General features: G+C 35.6%; 19 protein-coding genes and 1 riboswitch. Of the genes, 6 read left to right on the forward strand and 13 right to left on the reverse strand.

Going from position 1 to position 21,584, the window contains the following annotated elements:
* Nucleotides 1-433 precede the first annotated feature (433 nt).
* From H3T54_RS06395 to fdrA, 8 genes are all read right to left on the reverse strand, one after another.
* Nucleotides 434-2,176: a hypothetical protein gene (locus H3T54_RS06395; RefSeq protein WP_198223314.1), complete on the reverse strand. Its 1,743-nt coding sequence runs from the start codon at nt 2,174-2,176 to the stop codon at nt 434-436.
* A 1,208-nt stretch (nt 2,177-3,384) separates the two neighbouring features.
* The gene (locus H3T54_RS11965) at nt 3,385-3,510 is read right to left on the reverse strand and encodes a hypothetical protein (protein ID WP_255520625.1); all 126 of its coding nucleotides are present in this window, start codon (nt 3,508-3,510) and stop codon (nt 3,385-3,387) included.
* A gap of 264 nt (nt 3,511-3,774) precedes the next feature.
* Nucleotides 3,775-5,058: an MFS transporter gene (locus tag H3T54_RS06400; RefSeq protein WP_198199673.1), complete on the reverse strand. Its 1,284-nt coding sequence runs from the start codon at nt 5,056-5,058 to the stop codon at nt 3,775-3,777.
* 201 nt (nt 5,059-5,259) lie between these two features.
* Nucleotides 5,260-6,492, reverse strand: coding sequence for an alanine--glyoxylate aminotransferase family protein (locus tag H3T54_RS06405; protein ID WP_198221546.1), 1,233 nt, complete (start codon nt 6,490-6,492; stop codon nt 5,260-5,262).
* A gap of 57 nt (nt 6,493-6,549) precedes the next feature.
* Complete coding sequence (gene allS, locus H3T54_RS06410; RefSeq protein ID WP_086363308.1) at nt 6,550-7,473, reverse strand: HTH-type transcriptional activator AllS; 924 nt, start codon at nt 7,471-7,473, stop codon at nt 6,550-6,552.
* A 3-nt stretch (nt 7,474-7,476) separates the two neighbouring features.
* Nucleotides 7,477-8,427, reverse strand: a complete 951-nt coding sequence (locus H3T54_RS06415) for a DUF2877 domain-containing protein (protein ID WP_198221548.1) — start codon at nt 8,425-8,427, stop codon at nt 7,477-7,479.
* Nucleotides 8,428-8,430: 3 nt separating this feature from the next.
* Nucleotides 8,431-9,690, reverse strand: coding sequence for a DUF1116 domain-containing protein (locus H3T54_RS06420; protein ID WP_198221550.1), 1,260 nt, complete (start codon nt 9,688-9,690; stop codon nt 8,431-8,433).
* A gap of 11 nt (nt 9,691-9,701) precedes the next feature.
* Nucleotides 9,702-11,369 (reverse strand): acyl-CoA synthetase FdrA, encoded by a 1,668-nt coding sequence (gene fdrA / locus H3T54_RS06425; RefSeq protein ID WP_198221552.1) that lies wholly within the window; start codon nt 11,367-11,369, stop codon nt 9,702-9,704.
* 413 nt (nt 11,370-11,782) lie between these two features.
* Here fdrA and allC point away from each other — a divergent pair, with 413 nt between their 5' ends.
* From allC to asnA, 6 genes are all read left to right on the forward strand, one after another.
* Nucleotides 11,783-13,009 carry an allantoate deiminase gene (allC, locus tag H3T54_RS06430; protein ID WP_198221554.1) on the forward strand — a complete coding sequence of 409 codons (1,227 nt, stop codon included), beginning with the start codon at nt 11,783-11,785 and terminating at the stop codon, nt 13,007-13,009.
* A gap of 12 nt (nt 13,010-13,021) precedes the next feature.
* Complete coding sequence (locus tag H3T54_RS06435) at nt 13,022-14,266, forward strand: MFS transporter (protein WP_198221556.1); 1,245 nt, start codon at nt 13,022-13,024, stop codon at nt 14,264-14,266.
* Nucleotides 14,267-14,417: 151 nt separating this feature from the next.
* Nucleotides 14,418-15,197 carry a (S)-ureidoglycine aminohydrolase gene (gene allE / locus H3T54_RS06440; RefSeq protein ID WP_198199665.1) on the forward strand — a complete coding sequence of 260 codons (780 nt, stop codon included), beginning with the start codon at nt 14,418-14,420 and terminating at the stop codon, nt 15,195-15,197.
* A 40-nt stretch (nt 15,198-15,237) separates the two neighbouring features.
* Nucleotides 15,238-16,140 (forward strand): carbamate kinase, encoded by a 903-nt coding sequence (locus H3T54_RS06445; RefSeq protein ID WP_198221558.1) that lies wholly within the window; start codon nt 15,238-15,240, stop codon nt 16,138-16,140.
* 52 nt (nt 16,141-16,192) lie between these two features.
* Nucleotides 16,193-17,242 (forward strand): ureidoglycolate dehydrogenase, encoded by a 1,050-nt coding sequence (gene allD / locus H3T54_RS06450; RefSeq protein ID WP_198221560.1) that lies wholly within the window; start codon nt 16,193-16,195, stop codon nt 17,240-17,242.
* A 569-nt stretch (nt 17,243-17,811) separates the two neighbouring features.
* Nucleotides 17,812-18,804 (forward strand): aspartate--ammonia ligase, encoded by a 993-nt coding sequence (gene asnA / locus H3T54_RS06455; RefSeq protein ID WP_198221562.1) that lies wholly within the window; start codon nt 17,812-17,814, stop codon nt 18,802-18,804.
* 69 nt (nt 18,805-18,873) lie between these two features.
* Here asnA and H3T54_RS06460 read toward each other — a convergent pair whose 3' ends face one another.
* From H3T54_RS06460 to H3T54_RS06480, 5 genes are all read right to left on the reverse strand, one after another.
* Nucleotides 18,874-19,065, reverse strand: a complete 192-nt coding sequence (locus tag H3T54_RS06460; protein ID WP_370527364.1) for a hypothetical protein — start codon at nt 19,063-19,065, stop codon at nt 18,874-18,876.
* 324 nt (nt 19,066-19,389) lie between these two features.
* Nucleotides 19,390-19,752, reverse strand: coding sequence for a hypothetical protein (locus H3T54_RS06465; protein ID WP_198221566.1), 363 nt, complete (start codon nt 19,750-19,752; stop codon nt 19,390-19,392).
* 10 nt (nt 19,753-19,762) lie between these two features.
* A riboswitch (TPP riboswitch) is annotated at nt 19,763-19,852 on the reverse strand.
* A gap of 131 nt (nt 19,853-19,983) precedes the next feature.
* Complete coding sequence (locus H3T54_RS06470; protein WP_198221568.1) at nt 19,984-20,364, reverse strand: DUF1161 domain-containing protein; 381 nt, start codon at nt 20,362-20,364, stop codon at nt 19,984-19,986.
* A 137-nt stretch (nt 20,365-20,501) separates the two neighbouring features.
* The gene (locus H3T54_RS06475) at nt 20,502-20,732 is read right to left on the reverse strand and encodes a hypothetical protein (RefSeq protein WP_110448084.1); all 231 of its coding nucleotides are present in this window, start codon (nt 20,730-20,732) and stop codon (nt 20,502-20,504) included.
* Nucleotides 20,733-21,193: 461 nt separating this feature from the next.
* Nucleotides 21,194-21,457: a SemiSWEET family transporter gene (locus H3T54_RS06480; RefSeq protein WP_034903376.1), complete on the reverse strand. Its 264-nt coding sequence runs from the start codon at nt 21,455-21,457 to the stop codon at nt 21,194-21,196.
* Nucleotides 21,458-21,584: the final 127 nt, after the last annotated feature.

Below are 21,584 nucleotides of genomic sequence, written 5' to 3' on the forward strand. Positions count from 1 at the left end.
TATAAACTAACAAATAATAAGTTAAACTTCCCAATGTTATATGATAGACAAAAATATTATCATATCTATAACGTATAGTAATGTTGGCAAAATCGAAAAAATTAATCATTGGAACTATCAACCAAATGAAATAACAAGCAAAAGTAAAAAATAAAGGCAGTTTAAAGTAAGACTGATTTTGATTATCCATTATATCCCTATATTATATCCTAATTATGATCTGACAAAATCATAACTACGTTTAACAATAGTTGCAAAGAACCATTTAAAAAAATTTCAATTAGTTAAATACTAGATATTATATTGGTTTTTTATGTTTTTTATGCAATATATTAATAAAAAACCAATACTCTAATAACTGTTAAAATACATCAAAAACTAACAGTGACTATAACTTGCGTTTATTATATTTTAGGATTAACACAATTAACACTTAAGGTGTAACACATGCGGCACGAATTGGCCACAAAATAGATTGAAGTATCTCGATAACTCCATCGGGATCAAATAAAAATGGTTTTCCTTCATCCTTAGGTCGCGCAGTATTTGTTGCTACATTATTCGTCCAATAATCATATGCCTTCCAGTCTGTGCTTCTATAAGATGGGCAACTAGCGTCACTATCATCCTCACTCATAGGCATACATCCCCATTCATTGGCAATTCCACCAATCCATTTTCCATTCTCCTGATAACTTAATTGTCGACGAGCATACATTCCATACCCATTAATATTGGTAAAATCATTCACATCTGGCAATCGATAACCACTACCTAAACTTTTACAATAATCCCTTGCCTTAGATTGATAACTTAACATTTCTTTATTTTCATCAGATGATGGAAATCCATGTTCCTTATTAAAAAAAATCTCAGGATTAGCAATAAACCAACGCATTAATTTAAATTCGTAAATTAGCGTACTTTTATTACTATCAGCATATAATCTGAAAGTCATAGGTCTAAAACTCTTATCCGCTGAATTATAGCGTGGACCAACTAATGTTACTTTTATAGCTGGTTCAGCCAATCCATATGGACTGGGTCCATGCTCACTATGCTCCCATTCAGTGGTTTTACTTACACTTAATGATAAACTAACATTTCCCCCCTCTATAGATTGTATAGTACTGCCATTGGCAGCTAATACCGCTTCAGGTGTTATACCGCCAAATAGTAAATAAAAATACAATCCATGTGACCCGGTCGTTGGAAAGTTATTTTTAGTTATTGAAATTTCACCTTGATAATTACCACTATTGGTTGCTCGTAATACCTTAATACCTTTACTTGGATACCCTCGATAAACACCATAATCATGGTCACTCTCGATTTGTGCGGCATCCCATAAAATGCCATCTATCTCATAATCACGACCGGCTAAACTAGCGTTATCAGGATACAAATTTGGCTGGGCATAACACACTTTTGGATCTAATTTTGGCGTTAAATAATAACTATGTGAACCTTCTTGAAAATGATTTGTATTGGGATCACCATAAGGGGTAGTTAACTCACTATCACTAGCGCTAATGGTTATTTTATGTATCCCATCACATAAATCTGGAATGGCATCAGGATGACTTTTCACCTTCGATGTAATATCTATAAATGCGTTTTTAGCATTAATATCTGCTACGGCAGGATTACGGGCTTCCCATTTTATCTTAATGTCACCTGTTGCGGTTGCGGTAATAAGGTCACTATCATCAAATCCATCACCATCATCATCAGCAAAATAATTATACGGTGCAGCAAGTAAATCAGTCATATTTATGACAGGAAACTGATTATTGCCTGATATAGGTAATGGAACAATCGTTTGTACACTGGCATAAGTATTTGTTTTATCAGGTAACTCGATCGGATTGGTTATACTTGATACATCATTTTGCGGGGTTATCACAGTACCATTAGGTAATTTAATTGCCAGTAGCTCTTCTGTACTAATTATTTTGCTGACACCATCATCTAGCGTTAAATAAGGCGCTGAACCTTTAATAATATTGGTCGTTTTAGTGGTTAATGCATAATTAGAAAAAGAGATAGACTGTAATACAACCACGATTAGCACGAAAACCATCTGCCGAGATAAAAAGGCTAAACCAATAAATTTTGAGAAATTTTGCCGAATTTGCTGGAGAAATGAATTGTAGTGAGATAATAAACCGAGCATGCTTAACTTTACTGACGTTAAATTATAGGTTGGGCATGTTTGGTGTTTGGTGTTTGGTGTTGTAAATTATAATACATATCCGACATCCTGTCAACTAAATTAATGATTTATTTGCAATTTTATGCCTATTGGCACAAAATTCATCCTGTTATATAAATAAGTTATAAAAGTATAGTGATTGAAAAAAACCATGCAACTTATTTCGACTGTTAAATTGTTAATTTTTGTAAAGTTTAATCTAAGATTACACTTTAATTATTCCTTTAAAACCAATTTCGAAGAGGTTATTGGAGGATTTTTGACCTTATACCCCCGTTCCTCAACTTTTTTAGTTCTTTTAGTTTCGGACGTTTTGTTGTTTGGTGATTAGTTCTATATGGCGTTTACGTCCGAGTAAAGAGGGTTTGCGCGAACCCTCTTTACCAACACTCCCGCGGCGACCACGCAAGTGGTCACTGCGTGACTGCCTTCCGCCTGCGTTCGCTTTAACGCACCAGCTGTGATTTGTTCCTGACAAAACACAGCCTTGCCAAACATCCCTGTTTGCCATGCTAACCTCTCTCAGTTGTCAGCACATTGCTCATGTCGCTAAATGAAGCACTCCAATCTGATTTGCTAGAAATAAACTTTTATATTTAGAGCGAACTGATTTTAGTTTTAAAGCCAATTTCGGTGAATTGTGGCTAGATTTAGGTTTTTAAAAACCAGTTCTTCAACTTTTTTGTTCTTTTAATTTCGGACGTTTTGTTGTTTGGTAGCTAGTTCTATATGGCGTTTACGTCCGAGTAAAGAGGGTTTGCGCGAACCCTCTTTACCAACTCTCGCGGCGACTACGCAAATGGTCACTGCGTGACTGCCTTCCGCCTTCGTTTGCTGTTAACGCACCGGCTGTGATTTCTTCCTGACAAAACACAGCCTTGCCAAACATCCCTGTTTGCCATGCTAACCTCTCTCAGTTGTCAGCACATTGCTCATGTCGCTAAATGAAGCACTCCAAACTGATTGTCTAGAAATAAACTTTTATATTTAGAGCGAACTGATTTTAGTTTTAAAGCCAATTTCAGTAAAATTGTGGCTAGATTTAGGCTTTAAAAAACCCCGTTCCTCAACTTTTTTAGTTCTTTGAGTTTCGGACGTTTTGTTGTTTGGTGATTAGTTCTATATGGCGTTTACGTCCGAGTAAAGAGGGTTTGCGCGAACCCTCTTTATCAACTCCCGCGGCGACCACGCAAGTGGTCACGATGTGACTGCCTTCCGTCTTCGTTCGCTTTTAACGCACCGGCTGTATTTGTTCCTGACAAAACACAGCCTTGCCAAACATCCCTGTTTGCCATGCTAACCTCTCTCAGTTGTCAGCACATTGCTAATGTCGCTAAATGAAGCACTCCAATCTGATTGTCTAGAAATAAACTTTTATATTTAGAGCGAACTGATTTTAGTTTTAAAGCCAATTTCAGTGAAATTGTGGCTAGATTTAGGGTTTAAAAACCCCGTTCCTCAAATTTTTTTAGAATAAACTATTTTCTCAATGTAAAAAAATACTCAAACTTAGTTTGAGTATTTTTATGATTTGTTAGATCGAAAATCTATTTCTATGCTTAAATATTCATTTTTTTGATGAAAAAAGTCAAAATTGCCGAGCTAATTAGCGCTATTACCATAAATATAAAAGCATGATTATAACCACCGTTAGCGTTATCGATTAAGAATCCAATGATAAATGGAGATAATACCCCTGCAACTTGACCACCAAAATTAACAATGCTTGAAGCTTTACCCATAATCACCGGAGGGATCATATGCATTAACATTCCCCAGAAGATCGCAAAAGCAATAAACATAAATAGTGCTGATAGACATTGGAAAATAATAGCCGCTTGTAGATTATCAACCTGAAACATAAAGAAGAGAAATATGCCAGATATAAAAGCAGTTAAACCATAAACATATTTTAATTTATGTTCAAATTTATCAGCAAAATATCCACCTACTAATGTGCCTAATGCACCAAATAGGAAAGGAATTGCCGCTAAAATCCCGGTTTTTGAAAGGGATAATCCTCTTGCTTCGAGTAAATAACTTGGTAACCAAGTTGTGAAGCCCCAAAATGTGATATCAAACAAAAACCAGATAAGCGATAACTTCCATAGTATTGGCATCTTCAATACGTTTATTAACGAAGATGAGCTGTTATCTACTACTGAATTATTGTTATCTTGGCTATTGCTAACTTCCAACTCTTGCAATTCGTTAGCATCAAGCAAACTATTTTCTGTCGGATTGTTGCGAATAAATTTATAAATAAGTACACCTAATATGAATCCAGGAATACTTAATATAATAAATACATCACGCCAACCCAACCATTCAATTATAGCGACAGCAACAATAACTGAAATTGCTGGCCCTAAAGTATTAACTGATGATTGAATTGCTGTTGCTCTGCCTCGTTCTTTAGCAGGAAAATAAGTTGCAATTGTTTTCCAAGATGATGCAGGGAAACATCCTTCACCGGCACCAAATAAAAATCGAGTCAATAACATCAGAGGTAATACATAAATTAATCCAGTAAACAGAGTAAATATTGACCACCATACAATAGCAAAAGCCATCACTTTACGAGGACCAAATTTATCTGATAAATATCCCCCTGGAATTTGAAATAACGCATAACCAACAAAGAAAGCACTGATAATCGAACCTTGTACTGTTTTGTCGATACCGAGATCTTGACCTATAAAGGGTAGCGATACATTCATTACCATTCGGTCAAGAAATGAGAGTAACCAACCTGACCATAAAAGTAATAGTATTGTATATCGCCCTTTCCATTTTTTTTGTTTATATCCAGAGTTAGGAATTTTATTGTGTAACTGATTCATTAAATTTCCTTTTGTTTAAATAGTGTTATCTTGATTAACTTGAAACAAAAGTTAATATTTGTAGCAATAGTAATCTATTGTTGATTTTTATCATTTAATCAATAGATTACTATTTATTAATTTAAATCAAACGCTCAATATCCAAAGGATATAATTTATTTCACTTAAGTGAATTTTTTATAATTATCAAATATCTACTACTTATTTATTGTAGACATTCCAAGCGGCTTCTAAACCTGCTCCTTGGGTTGTTTTAAAGCCAACACGATTTAATACTGCTTCAAACGCAGTAAGGGTTTGCATTACACAAGATTTTCTTGCATTGTATCCCATAGTACCGATACGCCATACATTACCTTTAAGTGGCCCAAAAGAGGCGCCAATTTCAATACCAAAATCATTGAGCATTAAATTGCGAACTTCAAGATCATTAATATGATCAGGTCGTAAAACACCAACAACATTATTCATCTTATGAGATAAATCACCGAATAAGCTCAGCCCCATTGCTTGTAAACCTGCAACCATCGCTGCACCATTGATACGGTGACGCTCAATAACATTATCTAAACCTTCTTGTAACACGATTCGAGCACATTCTCGTGCTGCATAAAGCATTGATGTGGCTTCGGTGTGATGATTAATACGCTCAGATCCCCAATAACGAATAATCATATCGATATCGAAATAGTTAGAATAGATCATCTCATCATTGCCACTGGTGTCATTATCAGATCTTATACCTAATTCAACACATTTACGTGCTTGGATGATTTCGACCATTTTCGGACTTAATGTGAGAGGAGCAACACCTGGAGGCCCACTTAAACATTTTTGTAAACTGACTGAAACACCATCAAGTTGCCATTTATCAACTTCAAGCGGGTTACCAACAATTGAAGCTGTAGCATCAACATAAGATAATACGCCATGTCGACGGCAAATTTCACCAATATTATCTAATGGTTGTAACAATGTTGTTGAAGTATCACCCTGAACACAAAGCAGTAATTTTGGTTTAACTTTTTTAATCGCATCTTCGATAACATTAGGATCAAAAACTTCGCCCCATGGCACTTCAATAGTATGAACATCAGCACGACAACGATGAGCAATTTCACATAGTAATAAACCAAAGCGACCAAACACGGGTATTAAGACTTTATCACCTGGTTTAATCGTTGATACTAATACTGCTTCAATACCTGCCCTTGCTGTTCCATCGATAACAAAAGTTTGTTCATTTTTGGTTTTGAAAATATCCCGATAAAGTGACATGGTTTGATTCATATAATCAGTCATAATCGGGTCAAATTGACCAATTAAAGGGGCAGCCATCGCTCTAGTTACACGAGGATCTGCATTAATTGGACCGGGACCCATTAATAGCCGTGAAGGCGGATTAATTTGATCATATTTATTTAGATCTAACATTATTTTTTCCTTTATTAATATCGAGTTAATTAGTTAATGATCACACTAATTGGTAATTCATCTTCTTTTATCTATATTTTTTAAAAAATTATTGGCAAGGGGATGATGAAATCTAAATAGATTTACAATTTCATTCATCACTTTACCCATATGCGTTTTTTTCCATGCTAAGGACAATGGCGATGGTTTACGTTCATTAATAACTCGGCAAGCAATCAATTCACCTGAATCCAAATAAGATTGACAGATTGATTTTGGCAAGAAACCGATCCCGAGTCCCCTTAAGTGGCAAGCCAACTTAGTTGAAATATTGGGAACAATAATCTCTGATTGACTCGGTAATAACCATGCCACTCGTTTATTCATATGAACAGATGTATCTTCAACATTAATTGCTGGGTATTTGCGTAATGTTTCATTCGATAACGCCCCCTCAATTTGAGAAATAGGATGATGTTTTGCCGCAACGAATACCCAACTAACTTCACCAAGCGGAAGTATATTTATCATAGTATCAAGCGATTCAGTACCTGTTGCACCGATGGCTAAATGGCATTCACCATGCAATAACGAGTCCCATACCCCCATATACACTTGTCGATTCACATTAAAATGGGTAAAAGGAAATTTTTCTTTCAGAAAAGCCAATAAATCGGCAACAGCTTCAACATCATACAATAAATTATTGATAGTAATGTTAATTTTACGTTCAACACCATCACGGATTTGTTGAAGCTCATCGGGCATAGTCGATAACCAAAGCAACCATTGGCTACACTGTTCATAAAGGTGTTGCCCTGCTAATGTAAGTGTCACGGTTCGAGTGGTTCGTTCAAAAAGTTGGGTATTGAGATCGGCTTCCAATGATTTAATGCGATAACTAATTGCGGCAGGTGTTTTGTAAAGTAGTTTTGCGGCTTTTGAAAAGCTATTACTTTCTACTACTTTGATAAAGGTTCGCATGGTTTCTGTATCTAACATGATTTAATCCCTTAAAACAAAACGATCAATACCTAACCATATACCAAGTAAAAGATCTGATCCAGAGGTGTGGCCATAATTCATTAAGTTTTTTATCGATGAATGATGATAGTGACCTTTTACAAATGAGTTAATGACTTGTAATACCAGTAACGAAAATTTGCCTTGTAATGCATAATTTAAGAAGGCAACACTAACTGTTGTAGTTAATAAATCTAATGATAACTTTGCAAAGGCTGTTTTAAATCGTTGCATTCGATCTACAAAACAAGGATCACTTGAGGTGACAGCTAAAATACCAACAATAATGTCATCAAAGCTTGGTGTTAAACCGGGACCTAAACCAATAAACGGCGAGATATCATCAACATTGCCATTCATTAAATTCATCATAATATTGCATAACTGATTTAATTGCTGTGGATAATGACCATTTACATTATTGCTTAATTGGCCAAATAATCCCGTAGGATTGTGAATTTGCTTTAACTGATTAGCAACTTGCAATTTACTCATGTTATTTAGTGAATACTTTTTTGAATGAAGTTGGCAAAAATGTGTATCAAATGAAATGAGAAACGTGCCGATTTGTAAATCACCTGTCGACAATTGATAAAGCGATATCTTATTATCCAATAAAAGCGACATAAGGAAATCAAAATCAGACGATTTAAACACTACACCCATTGGTGATAAACCACTGTTATAGCGATGTAATGTAATTAATAGCTGATTAGCCGTGATTAAATTAATGGTATGTTGATAACAACTAAATAGCGATAATTCGCCCTCTTTTATCGGAATATCAGCACTAATTAGTAGTGGTTTGATGATATGCGATGATTGAGCTATAAATAGACCATACTGTTGACAATAATCAATTGTATGGGTACTTAACTTAGATCGGTTAATCGGTTTATTTAAGCATTCATCATCTGCATATATCAATTTCATAATCTACACTTCTAATTTTTTAGCTAATGCTTCGAGTGCTTTTTCAAAACATGCTAATGGAGCTCTTACCGTTCCTGCACCAATTTGGCCCACACCTGCTTGTTTATGAGCTATACCAGTATTAATTAATGGTGTAATACCGGTTTCGACCACTAAGCGAAGATCTAAACCTAAACAACAGCCTTGGAAATTCCAAGTTGGAATTTGGAATAGCATATTATGTTCTAAATAAATTTCACTCATCTCTTCTGATACTTCATAAGCAACATCTGTGCCACCTGCACCAACAAAACGAGTTACGCCTGGTGCTGCAACCATGGCTGCGCCACCAATACCAAAGGTTTCAGTGATAGCACTATCACCAATATCTGGGTTAGCATCTTGTTGGGAATACCCAGTAAAGAAAAGACCTTGAGGGGTATTAACGGGTGCAGTAAACCACTGATCGCCAAGTCCACTGACTTTAATTCCAAACTCTTTGCCATTACGAGTCATTGCAGTAACAATGGTACCTTCTTTGATTTGCGCTGCACTATCCATAATGGATTTACAAAATGCCATAGCAACATTTAAAAAGAACTGATCTGTCACACTTAAAAAGCTGAAGATTTTTTCCATTTCTGCTTTACTACGGTCAAGTAAAATTAATTTTGGTGAAAGCGTTCGTAACAACAATGCTGAAGCAGCAATATTACGTTGATGGAATTCATCACCCATGGTTATGGCTTGCGCCATAAGAGCCGTTAAATCGATACCATTATCAAATAGTTTTAATGCTTCATTTAATGCAGGCCCTAATGACTCTTTCATCCAACGATGACGGTCTAAAACTTCTTGTCCATAAGCACCAAAACGCATTACTTTACCAATGCCCTCATTTAAATTGCAGTAAGCTCGATTACCATGAGTAACATTTTCAACAACAATCATTGGCATATTGGCTGAGGTTATCCCCCCCATTGGACCAACGGCATTGACTGAGTGACATGGAATAAATTCTACTTGTCCAGACTCTAACAGATGCAAAGCTTGCTTTTCATCTTGTGCCCAACCTTCAAACAAGCATGCACCAATACAGGCACCTTGCATTGGTCCAGTCATATCATGCCAAACAATTGGAGGACCAGCATGTAATAATTTTTTACCTTGCGCCAATGTTGGTACGGCTTCTTTAGCAGCAATAACACCTACCCAATGTGGTCTAGCCGCTTTAATTCGTTCAATAATTTTTTGGTTTGCTTCATTTATTGCGGTACTTAACATATCAAAACCTCTTAATTTAATTTTTGCAAAATAGCCGCTAATCTTTTATTGCCGCCGGCTATTGGCGCCCATTGATAATGCACAACAGGAATATTCGATGCCTGAAGATCTTCAGCAAAACCTCTTAAACCAGCATTAATAACACTAATATGACTTAATAAAGGATAAGGTTTAACTAAATTGGCAGATTTATTTGTTGTAATGAGTTTTTTAGCTAGCAAGATAGCTTCGGGTAAATTATTCATCACAACAATATTTGCTGATTTTAATGCTTCAATTTGCTTACTACGGCACTGAGGATCTTGTTCAGAGCCGGTCACAGTTGCGATAGCAATTAATGGATGATTATCGTCACGTTTAGAGCAAGCTTTTTGATAACCAGAAATTACTGATTCGGCAGGATCAGCATTTGCACCATAACCGATTACTAAATCAATAAGTAATACACCAACATCAGGTTTATTGCCGAGTTGAGCGATTTCATCTTCGCGGATTGAAGGATCGATCATCGGATGAGGTTTACCTACTGTATAGAAATCATCACCTAAATCGATAATTTTATGGCCATTTTGCTCTAACATAACCCCTTTATCATGATGATGACTTGTTGTTAGATTCAGTTCCTCTGCCAACAGCATTGCCGCTTCTGAGGCTAACGTTCCGCCAGTATACAATCCTGTAATAGTTTTGTTAGCTAAATTAGGTAAATTACTTGCTATTGCTTCGACTGGGCTTAATAAACAGGCTAATCGAGCAGCTTCATCTAATGTTCTGGCAAAATAGATATTATCATCTTTAGGTTTATCAATTTTAGAGCCCAAAAATAATGCTACTACAGGTTTATCAATTAACTTCATAGCCGAAATAACTTTTTCCCTGACACTTTCCGCAGGAGGTTTCGAGATAAAGGTAATAACTTGAGTTTCGGAATCAGCCGCTAACATTTTTAAGGCTGTGAGTGCACTAATTCCCCCAACTTCTAAAGATAAATCACGTCCTCCAAGACCAATAGCTTGGGTAATTCCCTGATTTAATAAAGCGATTTGCGAAACCACCTCTTGAATACCGGTGCCAGATGCACCGATTACCCCAATGTTTCCTTTTGGAATAACATTGGAAAACGCCAATGGAGCACCAGCAATAAATGCAGTCCCACAATCTGGGCCCATGACAATTAAATCTTTTTCAGCTGCTTTTGTTTTCAAACGGATTTCATCTTCAATTGATACATTATCAGAAAAGATCATAACGTTTTTATTATCATCTAAAGCGCGATCGGCTAACTCAGCAGCATATTCACCCGCTATCGAAATTAAAACCAAATTGGCATCAGATAATTTTTTGGTCGCACTGGCTAGGCGTCTGGCTTTGAGCAGCTTTGCGCCACCTTGCTGAGCTTGAGCAATATTTTTTAAAGCATCTTCAAGTTGTTGACTGATTAACTCGACAACATCTGTAGAATCATCGTTGGTTTTAATCGCCACACAAATATCATTTGGTGTAGCATCATTAAAATTATCACTCCAAAAACCAGTTGCGGTTAATAAAGACTTATTGGCAGGAGTACCCATCATGACAGATACTTCATCAACCTCATCAAGATTACTGAGTTTTTTTGATATCAACATCAAACTGACGGAATCTTGAAAGCTTCCCTTTTTTATAAAAGATTGAATCATGAGAACAGGCCTCTCAAATATGATAAATGCTGTTAATTTTGAACCTCATTAAGCTCATTATAAAAATTTAACAATTAGATTGTATTTATATATTACGGAAAAAATCAGTAATAAGCAGTTTATACATCACAAAACAATTACAATAACAAAAATATAATATTATTTAAAATCAGTATTATAAAAGATTGTTAAAAAATTTTTTATAATAGTAACTAATTAATTTAATTAAATTTCACAAACATAAAAAAGCTAGTTTGATCACATTATTATTTGCTATTAATAGTATGGTAAACAAATATAAAAAAACGTTTAAAATGATCCTGAATATCGAAACAATACGATATGTGTAGTTAATATTAATCATGATTGATGTTAATAATGGATGGCGAGTTTTAAAAAATAGGTAAATATTAATGAATATTTTATATGATGATGTTGCTGATGCAGTTAAATGGATATCCAGTTTTGGTGGTTTAGAACAAGGTGGCACAACACGATTACTTTATACTACTGAGTGGCTGGCTGCCCAAAATGCGCTTAAAGAAAAACTTACGCAAATCGGCATGGATACCTATTTTGATGATGTAGGAAACTTATATGGCCGATTTGAAGGTAGCAAATATAAAGAACAGGTGATTATGTCTGGTTCCCATGTTGATACGGTCGTAAATGGCGGAAAACTTGACGGACAATTAGGCATTATTGCAGCTATGCTTGCCATGAAATATTTAAAAGAAAACTATGGCCAACCATTACGCAGTTTAGAACTTATCTCAATGGCCGAAGAAGAAGGTAGCCGTTTTCCTTATGTCTTTTGGGGAAGTAAAAACGTCTTTGCCATAGCGAACAATGACGATATAGCCACAATTCAAGATAATAATGGAATCAAGTTTGTTGATGCTATGAGCAGCTGTGGTTTTAAATTTAACAGCCAAAAAGCACGAACTGATATCAAAGCCTTTTTAGAACTTCATATCGAACAAGGTGGTGTGCTTGAAAGAGAACAAAAAAGCATTGGTGTTGTTACCAGCATCGTAGGCCAACGCCGTTATAATGTTCGCCTAGTTGGTGAAGCCAATCATGCAGGCACCACACCAATGAGTTACCGTAAAGATGCTATCTATGCCTTTAGCCGAATTTGCCACGAATCTATCAATAAAGCGATCAAGATAGGCGATCCATTAGTATTAACCTTTGGTCATGTTGATCCAAAACCCAATGTAGTTAATGTGGTGCCTGGTGAAGTGATGTTTACGATAGACTGTCGTCATACTGATCAAGCTGAACTTAAAAAATTCACTGAAGAATTGGAAGCCGATATGCTCGGTATCGCTAAACAACTCGGTCTTGAGATCGAAATAAATCGTTGGATGGATGAAGTGCCAATCCCAATGGATGATCAATTAATCAAAATGTTGAAAGATATCTGTCAACAAGAAAACCTTAGCTATCGTGTTATGCACAGCGGTGCTGGTCACGACTCACAGATTTTTGCACCACGAGTACCTACCGCCATGTTATTTGTTCCAAGTATCAAAGGTATAAGCCACAATCCAGCAGAAGATACTAAAACTGAAGACTTAGTCGAAGGCATAAAAGCATTAACCTATGCGCTTTACCAATTGGCTTATCAGGAATAATAAGGAAGTAAAATGACAACAGTAGAAACAAAAGGTGGCATTCAGTACTGGCATAAAATCGTTGCTTTATTATTCCTTGGTTGGTTAGTAATGTGGATATATCGCCCTGTTTTAGCGGCGCTTTTTCCGGAAATTCAACAAACTGTAGGCCCACAATCAAACACTGAACTAGGATTAATTGCTAGTTGCTACTTTTTTTCTTATACCTTGATGCAAATTCCAGCAGGGATCTTAGTCGATAAATATGGTAAAAAAGCCGTGGTTATTCCAGGCTTTATTTTGTTCACTATTGCAGCGGTAATAATTGGTAATGCTCATTCGATGATGATGATTTATATCGGTAGCTTACTTGCTGGTTTAGGTTGTGGTTCTTATTATGGTTCTGCATGGTCACTATCAGCAGAAAATATTCCTGCTGAACATCGTAGCTTTGCCTCGGCAATTATCAATACTGGTGCAGCATTAGGTATGGGGATTTGTTTACTATCCACCAGCTTTTTAGTTAAATCATTAGATATGCCATGGCAATATATGCTCTTCATTATTGCAGCATTAACTCTCGCTTTAATAGCTGGATTTGCCATAATTATTAAAGAGCCATCGATTAAAACTGTTATCGCACACAACAAACAGCAAAAACATAAAACCGTAACCGAAACAGCAACAAAACAGAAACACAGCTTTTTTACAAGCCCAATGGTTGCTTGTTATATCATGTATTTTGCCACTTGTTATGGCTATTACATGGTAGTAAGTTGGTTACCCAACTTTCTTGAAACTGAACGGGGTTTTTCTGGCGGTAGTGTTGGTTCAGCATCCTCGTTGGTTGCCTTTGCTGCTATTCCTGGTGCATTAGTTATCAGCAAAATTTCTGATAAGTTTAGATCTAAACGACTGATGTTTATTATTGTATTAGAGCTGCTTTCAGCGGTAACACTGTTAATGGCGGTCGAATCAGCTACCATCACATTGTTGCTAATCGGCTTAATCTTATATGGATTGTTTGGCAAATTTGTAGTTGAACCGATTTTAATTTCTCATGTTGCTGACATTGCCCCAAAAAACAGTTATGGCACCGCATTTGGTGTATTTAACTTTTTTGGTATGAGTTCATCCGTTATTGCACCACCGTTGACAGGCTTACTAGCGGATATAACCGGTACCAAAATTACTGGTTTTTACGTTGCTATAGCAATATTAATCATTGCAACGGCGTTATTCTTTTTAATTAATTTGCGTAAACATATAACTTACTGATTGCGCAAAATGTCGACTATTTATCGATCTATAGCCCGAGTAAATGGTCGACCAATTAAAAATTAGTACACCAAGTTATGCTTTTAGGTTCACGCTCGTTGCACCTAAAAACCATAGCAGACCGAACATTATATGTTCCAAGGAGATCATTATGGGATATATCAATAATAATACCGGTTACCCAAAAGACCTATTAGCATCACGCGCAGTTATCAAACGTCAAAACTTCGCTTTAATTCCTCCAGATGGTTTAGTTAAAAATATTATTCCTGGTTTTGAAAATTGTGACATAACTATCTTAGCTACCCCTAAATTAGGCGCTTCGTTTGTTGATTATCTGGTTACCATGTATCAAGGTGGTCATAACTTACAAGGATTTGGTGATGATGGTATTGAGGTATTTGCTTATGTGATTGAAGGTGAAGTCAAGGTTAAAGCAAATGAACAATCATATGATCTCCATGCTGGCGGATATATCTATTGCCCTGCTGGCGTTAAACTTTACTTACAAAATTTAGTTTCTTCATCACGCTTATTTTTATATAAGCGTCGCTACAATCCTATTTTAGGTTACCAAACACGAATTATTGTCAATCATGTTGAGCAATTAGAACGGGTTAATTATGAAAATATGAATAACGTATTTATTCAAGACCTACTACCTAAAGAGCTCGGTTTTGATATGAACTTTCACATTCTGACTTTTTTACCCGGTGCCAGCCATGGCTATATTGAGACTCATGTACAAGAACATGGCGCCTATCTACTTAGCGGTGAAGGAATGTACCTACTTGATAATCAATGGATTCCTGTAAAAAAGGATGATTATATCTTTATGGGTGCTTATGCATTGCAAGCTTGTTATGCGGTAGGCCAACAACCTTTGAGTTATATCTATTCCAAAGATTGTCATCGCGATGTAAATATCTAAACAATAAACTATATTAGCTAAATATCTCAAAGGATACCATATGGAACTGATAGTTATTGCACTAGGTGGTAATGCAATTTCAAAACGAAACGAATTACTTTCTATTGATAACCAATATCAAAATATCAACAGCACCACCAAATTTATTGCAAAATTAGCCAATAAATATCGACTGGTAATTGTCCATGGCAATGGGCCTCAAGTTGGATTACTTGCCTTACAAAATGCCAGTTATCCAAGCGTGCCAGCCTATCCTCTCGATGTCCTAGTTGCACAAACCCAAGGTATGTTAGGTTATATGATACAACGCAGCTTACAACAATATGAAAATGTCGACCAAGTCGCCTGCGTATTAACCCAAGTTGAGGTCGACAATAACGATCCGTCATTTAAAGATCCAACCAAATATATTGGTCCTGTATATAAACCAGAAGAACAACAGAATCTACAAAATCAATATGGTTGGCAATTCAAGCAAGATGGTAAATATGTTCGTCGAGTTGTGGCATCGCCAAAACCGAAAAAAATAATTGAGCTTGATACGATAAAAGAATTGCTAAGCCAAAATACTATCGTTATCTGTAACGGCGGTGGTGGTATACCTGTAGTTAAAGATAATGCTGGTTATAAAGGTATTGAAGCTGTCATTGACAAAGATCATAGTGCCGCACAGCTCGCTATTGAATTAAAAGCTGACCATCTAATGATATTAACCGATACAGATGCAGTGTATGAAAATTGGGGTACGCCACAACAAAAAGCTTTAGGGAAAGTCGATACCAAACGTTTACAACCAATGGCTATTGATGATGGCGCCATGGGACCAAAAATAAAATCAGTGATTGAATTTGTTGAGCAAACAGGTAACACCGCTTATATCGGTAACTTAACTGATGTTGAATCGCTATTAGCAAAAACCAAAGGTACCATTATCAGCCAATAGCACCTATAAAACTCAACAGTAACGGATAGATACATTGGACAGGAGTTTAAATATGAGATTAGACAGACAAAAACTACATAACTTGATTGCCAAAAAGTTACATAAAGCTGGATTAACTCAAGAGCATGCCGATATCGCCGCAGATACACTGGCATTTGCCGATGCCAGAGGTATTCACTCACACGGTGCCGTACGAGTTGAATATTACGCGGAACGGATTGCCAAAGGTGGCATGACTCCCTATCCTAATGTCACTTATAAAGAGACTGGCCCATCGTCAGCAATCTTAGATTTTGATAATGGTTGTGGATTAGTTGCTGCAAAGGTCGGTATGGATAAAGCGATAGCATTAGCGAAGAAAAATGGTGTTGCAGTAGTAGGGATTCGTCGAATGTCACACAGTGGTTCACTGTGCTATTTTACCGAGATGGCAGCCAAACAAAACTTAGTCGCCATATCCATGTGCCAATCTGATCCAATGGCAGTTCCATATGGTGGCGCTGAAGAATTTTTTGGTACCAATCCTATTGCATTTGCTGCTCCCACCAATAACGAGCGAATTGTCTCATTCGATATGGCAACCACAGTTCAAGCTTGGGGAAAAGTATTATATGCTAGATCCAAAGGTGCCCAAATTCCACCTACATGGGCGGTTGATGAATTCGGTGAGCCGACTACTGATCCATATAAAGTAAATGCACTATTACCGATTGCCGGTGCTAAAGGTTATGGATTAATGATGATGGTTGACGTACTTTCTGGCATATTGCTTGGCTTACCATTTGGTAAAAATGTTTCATCCATGTATGCAGATTTATCCAAAGGCCGTGACCTTGGCCATCTGCATATTGTTATCAATCCTGAATATTTTATTGGCCTTGATATATTTAAACAAAGTATGTCTACTATGCTAGACCAACTAAAACAAACTAAACCAGCCAAAGGTAATAGTGAAGTTTTCTTCCCGGGAGAACGAAGCAAAAAACGTGAAGCCGATTATCAAAAAAATGGTATAGAAATTGTTGATGATATTTATAACTATTTAATTAGCGATGATATTCACTATAATCGATATGATCATAAAAATAAATTTGCGGAATAGTATCGAGGTTAAAAACCCCCGCTCCTCAAATTTTTTTATTCGGTGAGTTTCGGACGTTTTGTTGTTTGGTGGCTATTTCTAAATGGCAATTACGTCCGAGTAAAGAGGGTTTACGCAACTATTCTTTACCAACTCTCGCAGCGACCACGCAAGTGGTCACGATGTGACTGCTTTTCGCCTTCGTTCGCTCTTAACGCACCGGCTGTGATTTGTTCCTGACAAAACACAGCCTTATCAAACTTCCCTGTTTGCCATGCTAACCTCTCTCAGTTGTCAGCTCGTTGCTAAGGTCGCTAAATAAAACAAACCAAACTGATTGGGAAACAATAAACTTTTATGTTTAGTGTGAGCTGATTTTATAACTAAATGATCCTGACACTAATTATCAGCAATAGTTAAAAAAGATAATTAGATTGTAAAAACATCATAAATAGTTATTAGTAAAAATGTGTTTTATAAGTAATTGAGATAGTTTTTGATCTTTAATCTAAGCAGTTAACTAAACTTGCATATTTCTGCTTTCTAGTTTAATTTAACAACACAAATTTTTTTATATTTCGAGACTAAACATGACAATATCATTTAAAGAGCAGCAACAACGAATCAATTTTGTTAAACAATTTTTTGCCGAGCAATTAGCAAATAATCTATCATTAATTGAAGTTCAAGCACCAATATTGAGTCAAATTGGTGATGGCGTTCAAGATAATTTGTCAGGTACCGAAAAAGCCGTTCAAGTTAATATTAAAAGTATTCCTAATGCACAATTCGAAGTTGTTCATTCACTAGCTAAATGGAAACGTAAAACGTTAAGTCAGCACAATTTTCCTGTTGGTGAAGGCATTTATACAAATATGAAAGCTCTGCGCCCAGATGAAGATAAACTTTCGCCTATTCACTCTGTTTATGTTGATCAATGGGATTGGGAAAAAGTGATTCGTCCCGAAGATCGCAATTTAGCTTATTTAAAACAAACGGTTGAAAAAATTTATAGTTCGATTAAAGCGACTGAAAAAGCAGTCTCTGAAAAATATCATTTATCACGTTTTTTACCCGAAACAATTACCTTTATGGATAGTGAACAACTGTTAAAACGTTATCCAAATTTATCACCGAAAGAGCGTGAAAATGCAATTACCAAAGAGTTAGGCGCCGTATTTTTAATTGGTATTGGTGGTGAATTATCAAATAACGAAAAACATGATGTACGTGCTCCTGATTATGATGATTGGAGTAGTGATAATGAAATGGGTTCAAAAGGCTTAAATGGTGACATTTTAGTTTGGAATCCTGTTTTAAATAGTGGTTTTGAAATCTCGTCTATGGGAATCCGTGTCGATCCAGAAACCTTAAAACGACAATTAAAACTGACGAATAATGAAGATCGCCTCCAATATGCGTGGCATAAAGCATTAGCTAATGGTGATTTTTTACAAACAATTGGTGGTGGAATTGGCCAATCACGATTAACCATGTTACTTTTACAGCAACAACATATTGGCCAAGTACAAGCAAGCGTTTGGGACGATGCCACCAAACGAGATTATTCAAAACTACTTTAGTTTAAACATTGTTTAAATATAGTTCAAATTCAGCATACTTTACCCAGAGTGGTAAAGTATGCTTATTATTTAAATACTTTTATCTAATCCCATTTGCCAGAAACCAGTTTCAAGTTTAGTTGCTTGCCTGAATAATTTTGTTAAATGTTCAATATGACTAGCATCCAAATTTACTAAGCGCTGATCAATCAACGCAATTTCATTTTGCATTGTTTGTTGGAATTCCTTACTAGCATACATGTTAACCCAACTGTTATATATATTGTTATTTCTTGCGAATCAGTTTGGCAAGTCTTGTTTAGCGACATTAGCAATGTGCTGGCAACTGAGAGAGATTAGTAGCATGGCAAACAGGGATGTTTGACAAGGCTGTTTTTGTCAGAAACAAATAACAGCCAGTGCGTTAAGAGCGAATGAAGGAGGAAGGTAGTCACATTGTGACCACTTGCGTGGTCGCCGCGGAAGTTGGTAAAGAGGGTTTGCGCGAACCCTCTTTAGTCGGACGTAATCACTGTATCGAAATAACCAACAAACAACAAAACGTCCGAAACTCACCGAACCCCAAAAAATTGAGGAACGGGGTTTTTAAAGCCTAAAAACCCCCACATTTTCTCCGAAACTGGTTATAAAACTAAAATCATCTAGCGCTAGTATAATATGTAAATCTAGTTCAACTTCAACAATTGCTTTCAAGTTATTTAAAGATTGTTTGATTTCAACCAGATCATGACTTTTATACACTGCTAATCCCCATGCTCGGGAAAAATTGATAAGGAAAAGATAATCTTGTTTTAAGTAGTGTTGAAAGCAGGCAATATCTAATGTACCTTTACCTAATTGTTGAATAAACTCATGTTGAATATAGTTATCCCAATCACTTTGGCATGATTGAATAAGTGAATAAAATGATGACTCCTTTTTATAAAAATTAGTAATTAAGGAGTACAACAGACTTGCAGAAAAGCGTGTTTTATACTCCCTTCGTCGGTACTAACCGAATCAGGTTCAACGGGTATAATCTCAGCCTAAGGCACCCCGGATAAATATAGATGAATAATAGCTCAGAAAATAACTAACAATTTTTGTAAAAATAATAGTTTATTAACCGTTACTATTTATTCAAATATTCTTCATTAATTAACCGATAGATCTTCTATAACTGTAGCTAATAATCAGTAATTATTCTGTCTTCGAGTCAATTTGCTGATTATCTTCTGAAGATGGCGCTACTATTTCTTGTTGAGAAGATTTCTCTAATTCAGCATTTTCGGCTTGCTGATTAGAATTTGAAGGTTCTTGTTGTTTTGCTTCAGTTGTTACCGAATTATCTTGTGAACGAACATATACTATCTTTTGTTGACCTCGGTCACACGATCCGACAATTTTACCAACAACGCCTTGCTCAGCTTGTTCTGATGGAACTAAATTTAATTGAAAACTGTTTTCATCAACACCATTGTTTTTGATTTTCTCAGCGATACTGGCACTAATTTCTTCACAATTAGAGGCAGCGGCAACCATTGGAAGACCTAACAATAAAACGACGACTAACTTTTTCATACCCTTTCCTATAAATTATAAATAATAAGTCTTGTTGCATTGTAAAACGATTGATAAAACTGTCCATATCGTTATAAGCAATATGATAAATAAATTTTATCAGTTTATTAATGAAGTTAGCGCAAGATTCTAACCGATTAATCTTGCTTATGCTGGCTTTCAAGTACTTTCAATTTATCTAAAACCCAACAGCGAATATCGGCTAGTTCAGTTTCAGACAATCGATTAACAAAATCTCTTTTTTCATGAAGTTGTTTACGATCTTCATCAGTCAAAACAACCCCTTTTAAATTTAATAATACTTCTTTACGGTACATAGAATAGATAAAATCTTTTATCAAATCGTCAGAAAGATTAATGTTAGTCATTTTGATTTCCTTATTTTATATCTTTAACGCTCATACGATTAAGTCGACATCTAAATTAATAACATCACCACTTAATATAAAAGAGTATTAAAAAATAAACTCTGTTTAATAAACAGCCGGATCTCCAATATAATCGAATCGCAAATAGATGACAATGATTGAATCAAATAACACAAACTAAAACTTTTTCATTTATTCAAAACTAACTTGTGAATTATTCACTTAATTATTTGATAAGTATTTAACAAACCTGTTGATAACTCTATAACAAATTGATATTTATGAATTTAATTTCAAGGTTAAAATTTAATCTGCAATATAAAAACCTATTTTTGAAAATAAATACTCTATATTTGTCAACAGAAATCATCTAATAATTTGATAAAATTTTGATAAAAAAATACAGCATAAGGTTTAAATTATGCTGTATTGAAATAATACAAAGAAGTATAACAATATATTTACAATGCCGTAAAAAACGCAATTAAACCAAACAAAACACCAGGGGAATTAGCTATAGCAATCGGCCAATCTTTTTTAGGTTGTAATAATCCATAACAAACCCATAATGAACAGTTAATTGCTGCTGCTAATGGTTGAGTTGGATTGGTTTTAAAACCATGAAGATTGTCGATAATTTGTGGGATATATGACACATACATGCCTAATGATGCAATCGTTGCAACGACGCCTAAATAATGGAAAGCTTTAGGGGAAAGATTCAAGATCAACCTGCCTGCTTAAATGTGAATGGAGAAATTAATCTATCATAGATAATCAGCGAATTAAACCTTGTCCTACCTAGCTTTTAGACAATTTTATGTAAATAAAATGATAAAAAATAACTGGCAA

The sequence above is a fragment of the Gilliamella sp. B14384G10 genome, assembly GCF_016101685.1.
Taxonomy (GTDB): Bacteria; Pseudomonadota; Gammaproteobacteria; order Enterobacterales; family Orbaceae; genus Gilliamella; species Gilliamella apis_A.

What these genes read in the sequence shown, in the direction of transcription:
- H3T54_RS06445 (WP_198221558.1), top strand. Translation starts at nt 15,238, where the DNA reads ATGGAACTGATAGTTATTGCACTAGGTGGTAATGCAATTTCAAAACGA.
- asnA (WP_198221562.1), top strand. Translation starts at nt 17,812, where the DNA reads ATGACAATATCATTTAAAGAGCAGCAACAACGAATCAATTTTGTTAAA.
- H3T54_RS06475 (WP_110448084.1), bottom strand. Translation starts at nt 20,732, where the DNA reads ATGACTAACATTAATCTTTCTGACGATTTGATAAAAGATTTTATCTAT.
- allC (WP_198221554.1), top strand. Translation starts at nt 11,783, where the DNA reads ATGAATATTTTATATGATGATGTTGCTGATGCAGTTAAATGGATATCC.
- H3T54_RS06420 (WP_198221550.1), bottom strand. Translation starts at nt 9,690, where the DNA reads ATGTTAAGTACCGCAATAAATGAAGCAAACCAAAAAATTATTGAACGA.
- H3T54_RS06435 (WP_198221556.1), top strand. Translation starts at nt 13,022, where the DNA reads ATGACAACAGTAGAAACAAAAGGTGGCATTCAGTACTGGCATAAAATC.
- H3T54_RS06400 (WP_198199673.1), bottom strand. Translation starts at nt 5,058, where the DNA reads ATGAATCAGTTACACAATAAAATTCCTAACTCTGGATATAAACAAAAA.
- H3T54_RS06470 (WP_198221568.1), bottom strand. Translation starts at nt 20,364, where the DNA reads ATGAAAAAGTTAGTCGTCGTTTTATTGTTAGGTCTTCCAATGGTTGCC.
- allD (WP_198221560.1), top strand. Translation starts at nt 16,193, where the DNA reads ATGAGATTAGACAGACAAAAACTACATAACTTGATTGCCAAAAAGTTA.
- H3T54_RS06415 (WP_198221548.1), bottom strand. Translation starts at nt 8,427, where the DNA reads ATGAAATTGATATATGCAGATGATGAATGCTTAAATAAACCGATTAAC.
- H3T54_RS11965 (WP_255520625.1), bottom strand. Translation starts at nt 3,510, where the DNA reads ATGGCAAACAGGGATGTTTGGCAAGGCTGTGTTTTGTCAGGAACAAAT.
- fdrA (WP_198221552.1), bottom strand. Translation starts at nt 11,369, where the DNA reads ATGATTCAATCTTTTATAAAAAAGGGAAGCTTTCAAGATTCCGTCAGT.
- H3T54_RS06395 (WP_198223314.1), bottom strand. Translation starts at nt 2,176, where the DNA reads ATGCTCGGTTTATTATCTCACTACAATTCATTTCTCCAGCAAATTCGG.
- allE (WP_198199665.1), top strand. Translation starts at nt 14,418, where the DNA reads ATGGGATATATCAATAATAATACCGGTTACCCAAAAGACCTATTAGCA.
- allS (WP_086363308.1), bottom strand. Translation starts at nt 7,473, where the DNA reads ATGTTAGATACAGAAACCATGCGAACCTTTATCAAAGTAGTAGAAAGT.
- H3T54_RS06405 (WP_198221546.1), bottom strand. Translation starts at nt 6,492, where the DNA reads ATGTTAGATCTAAATAAATATGATCAAATTAATCCGCCTTCACGGCTA.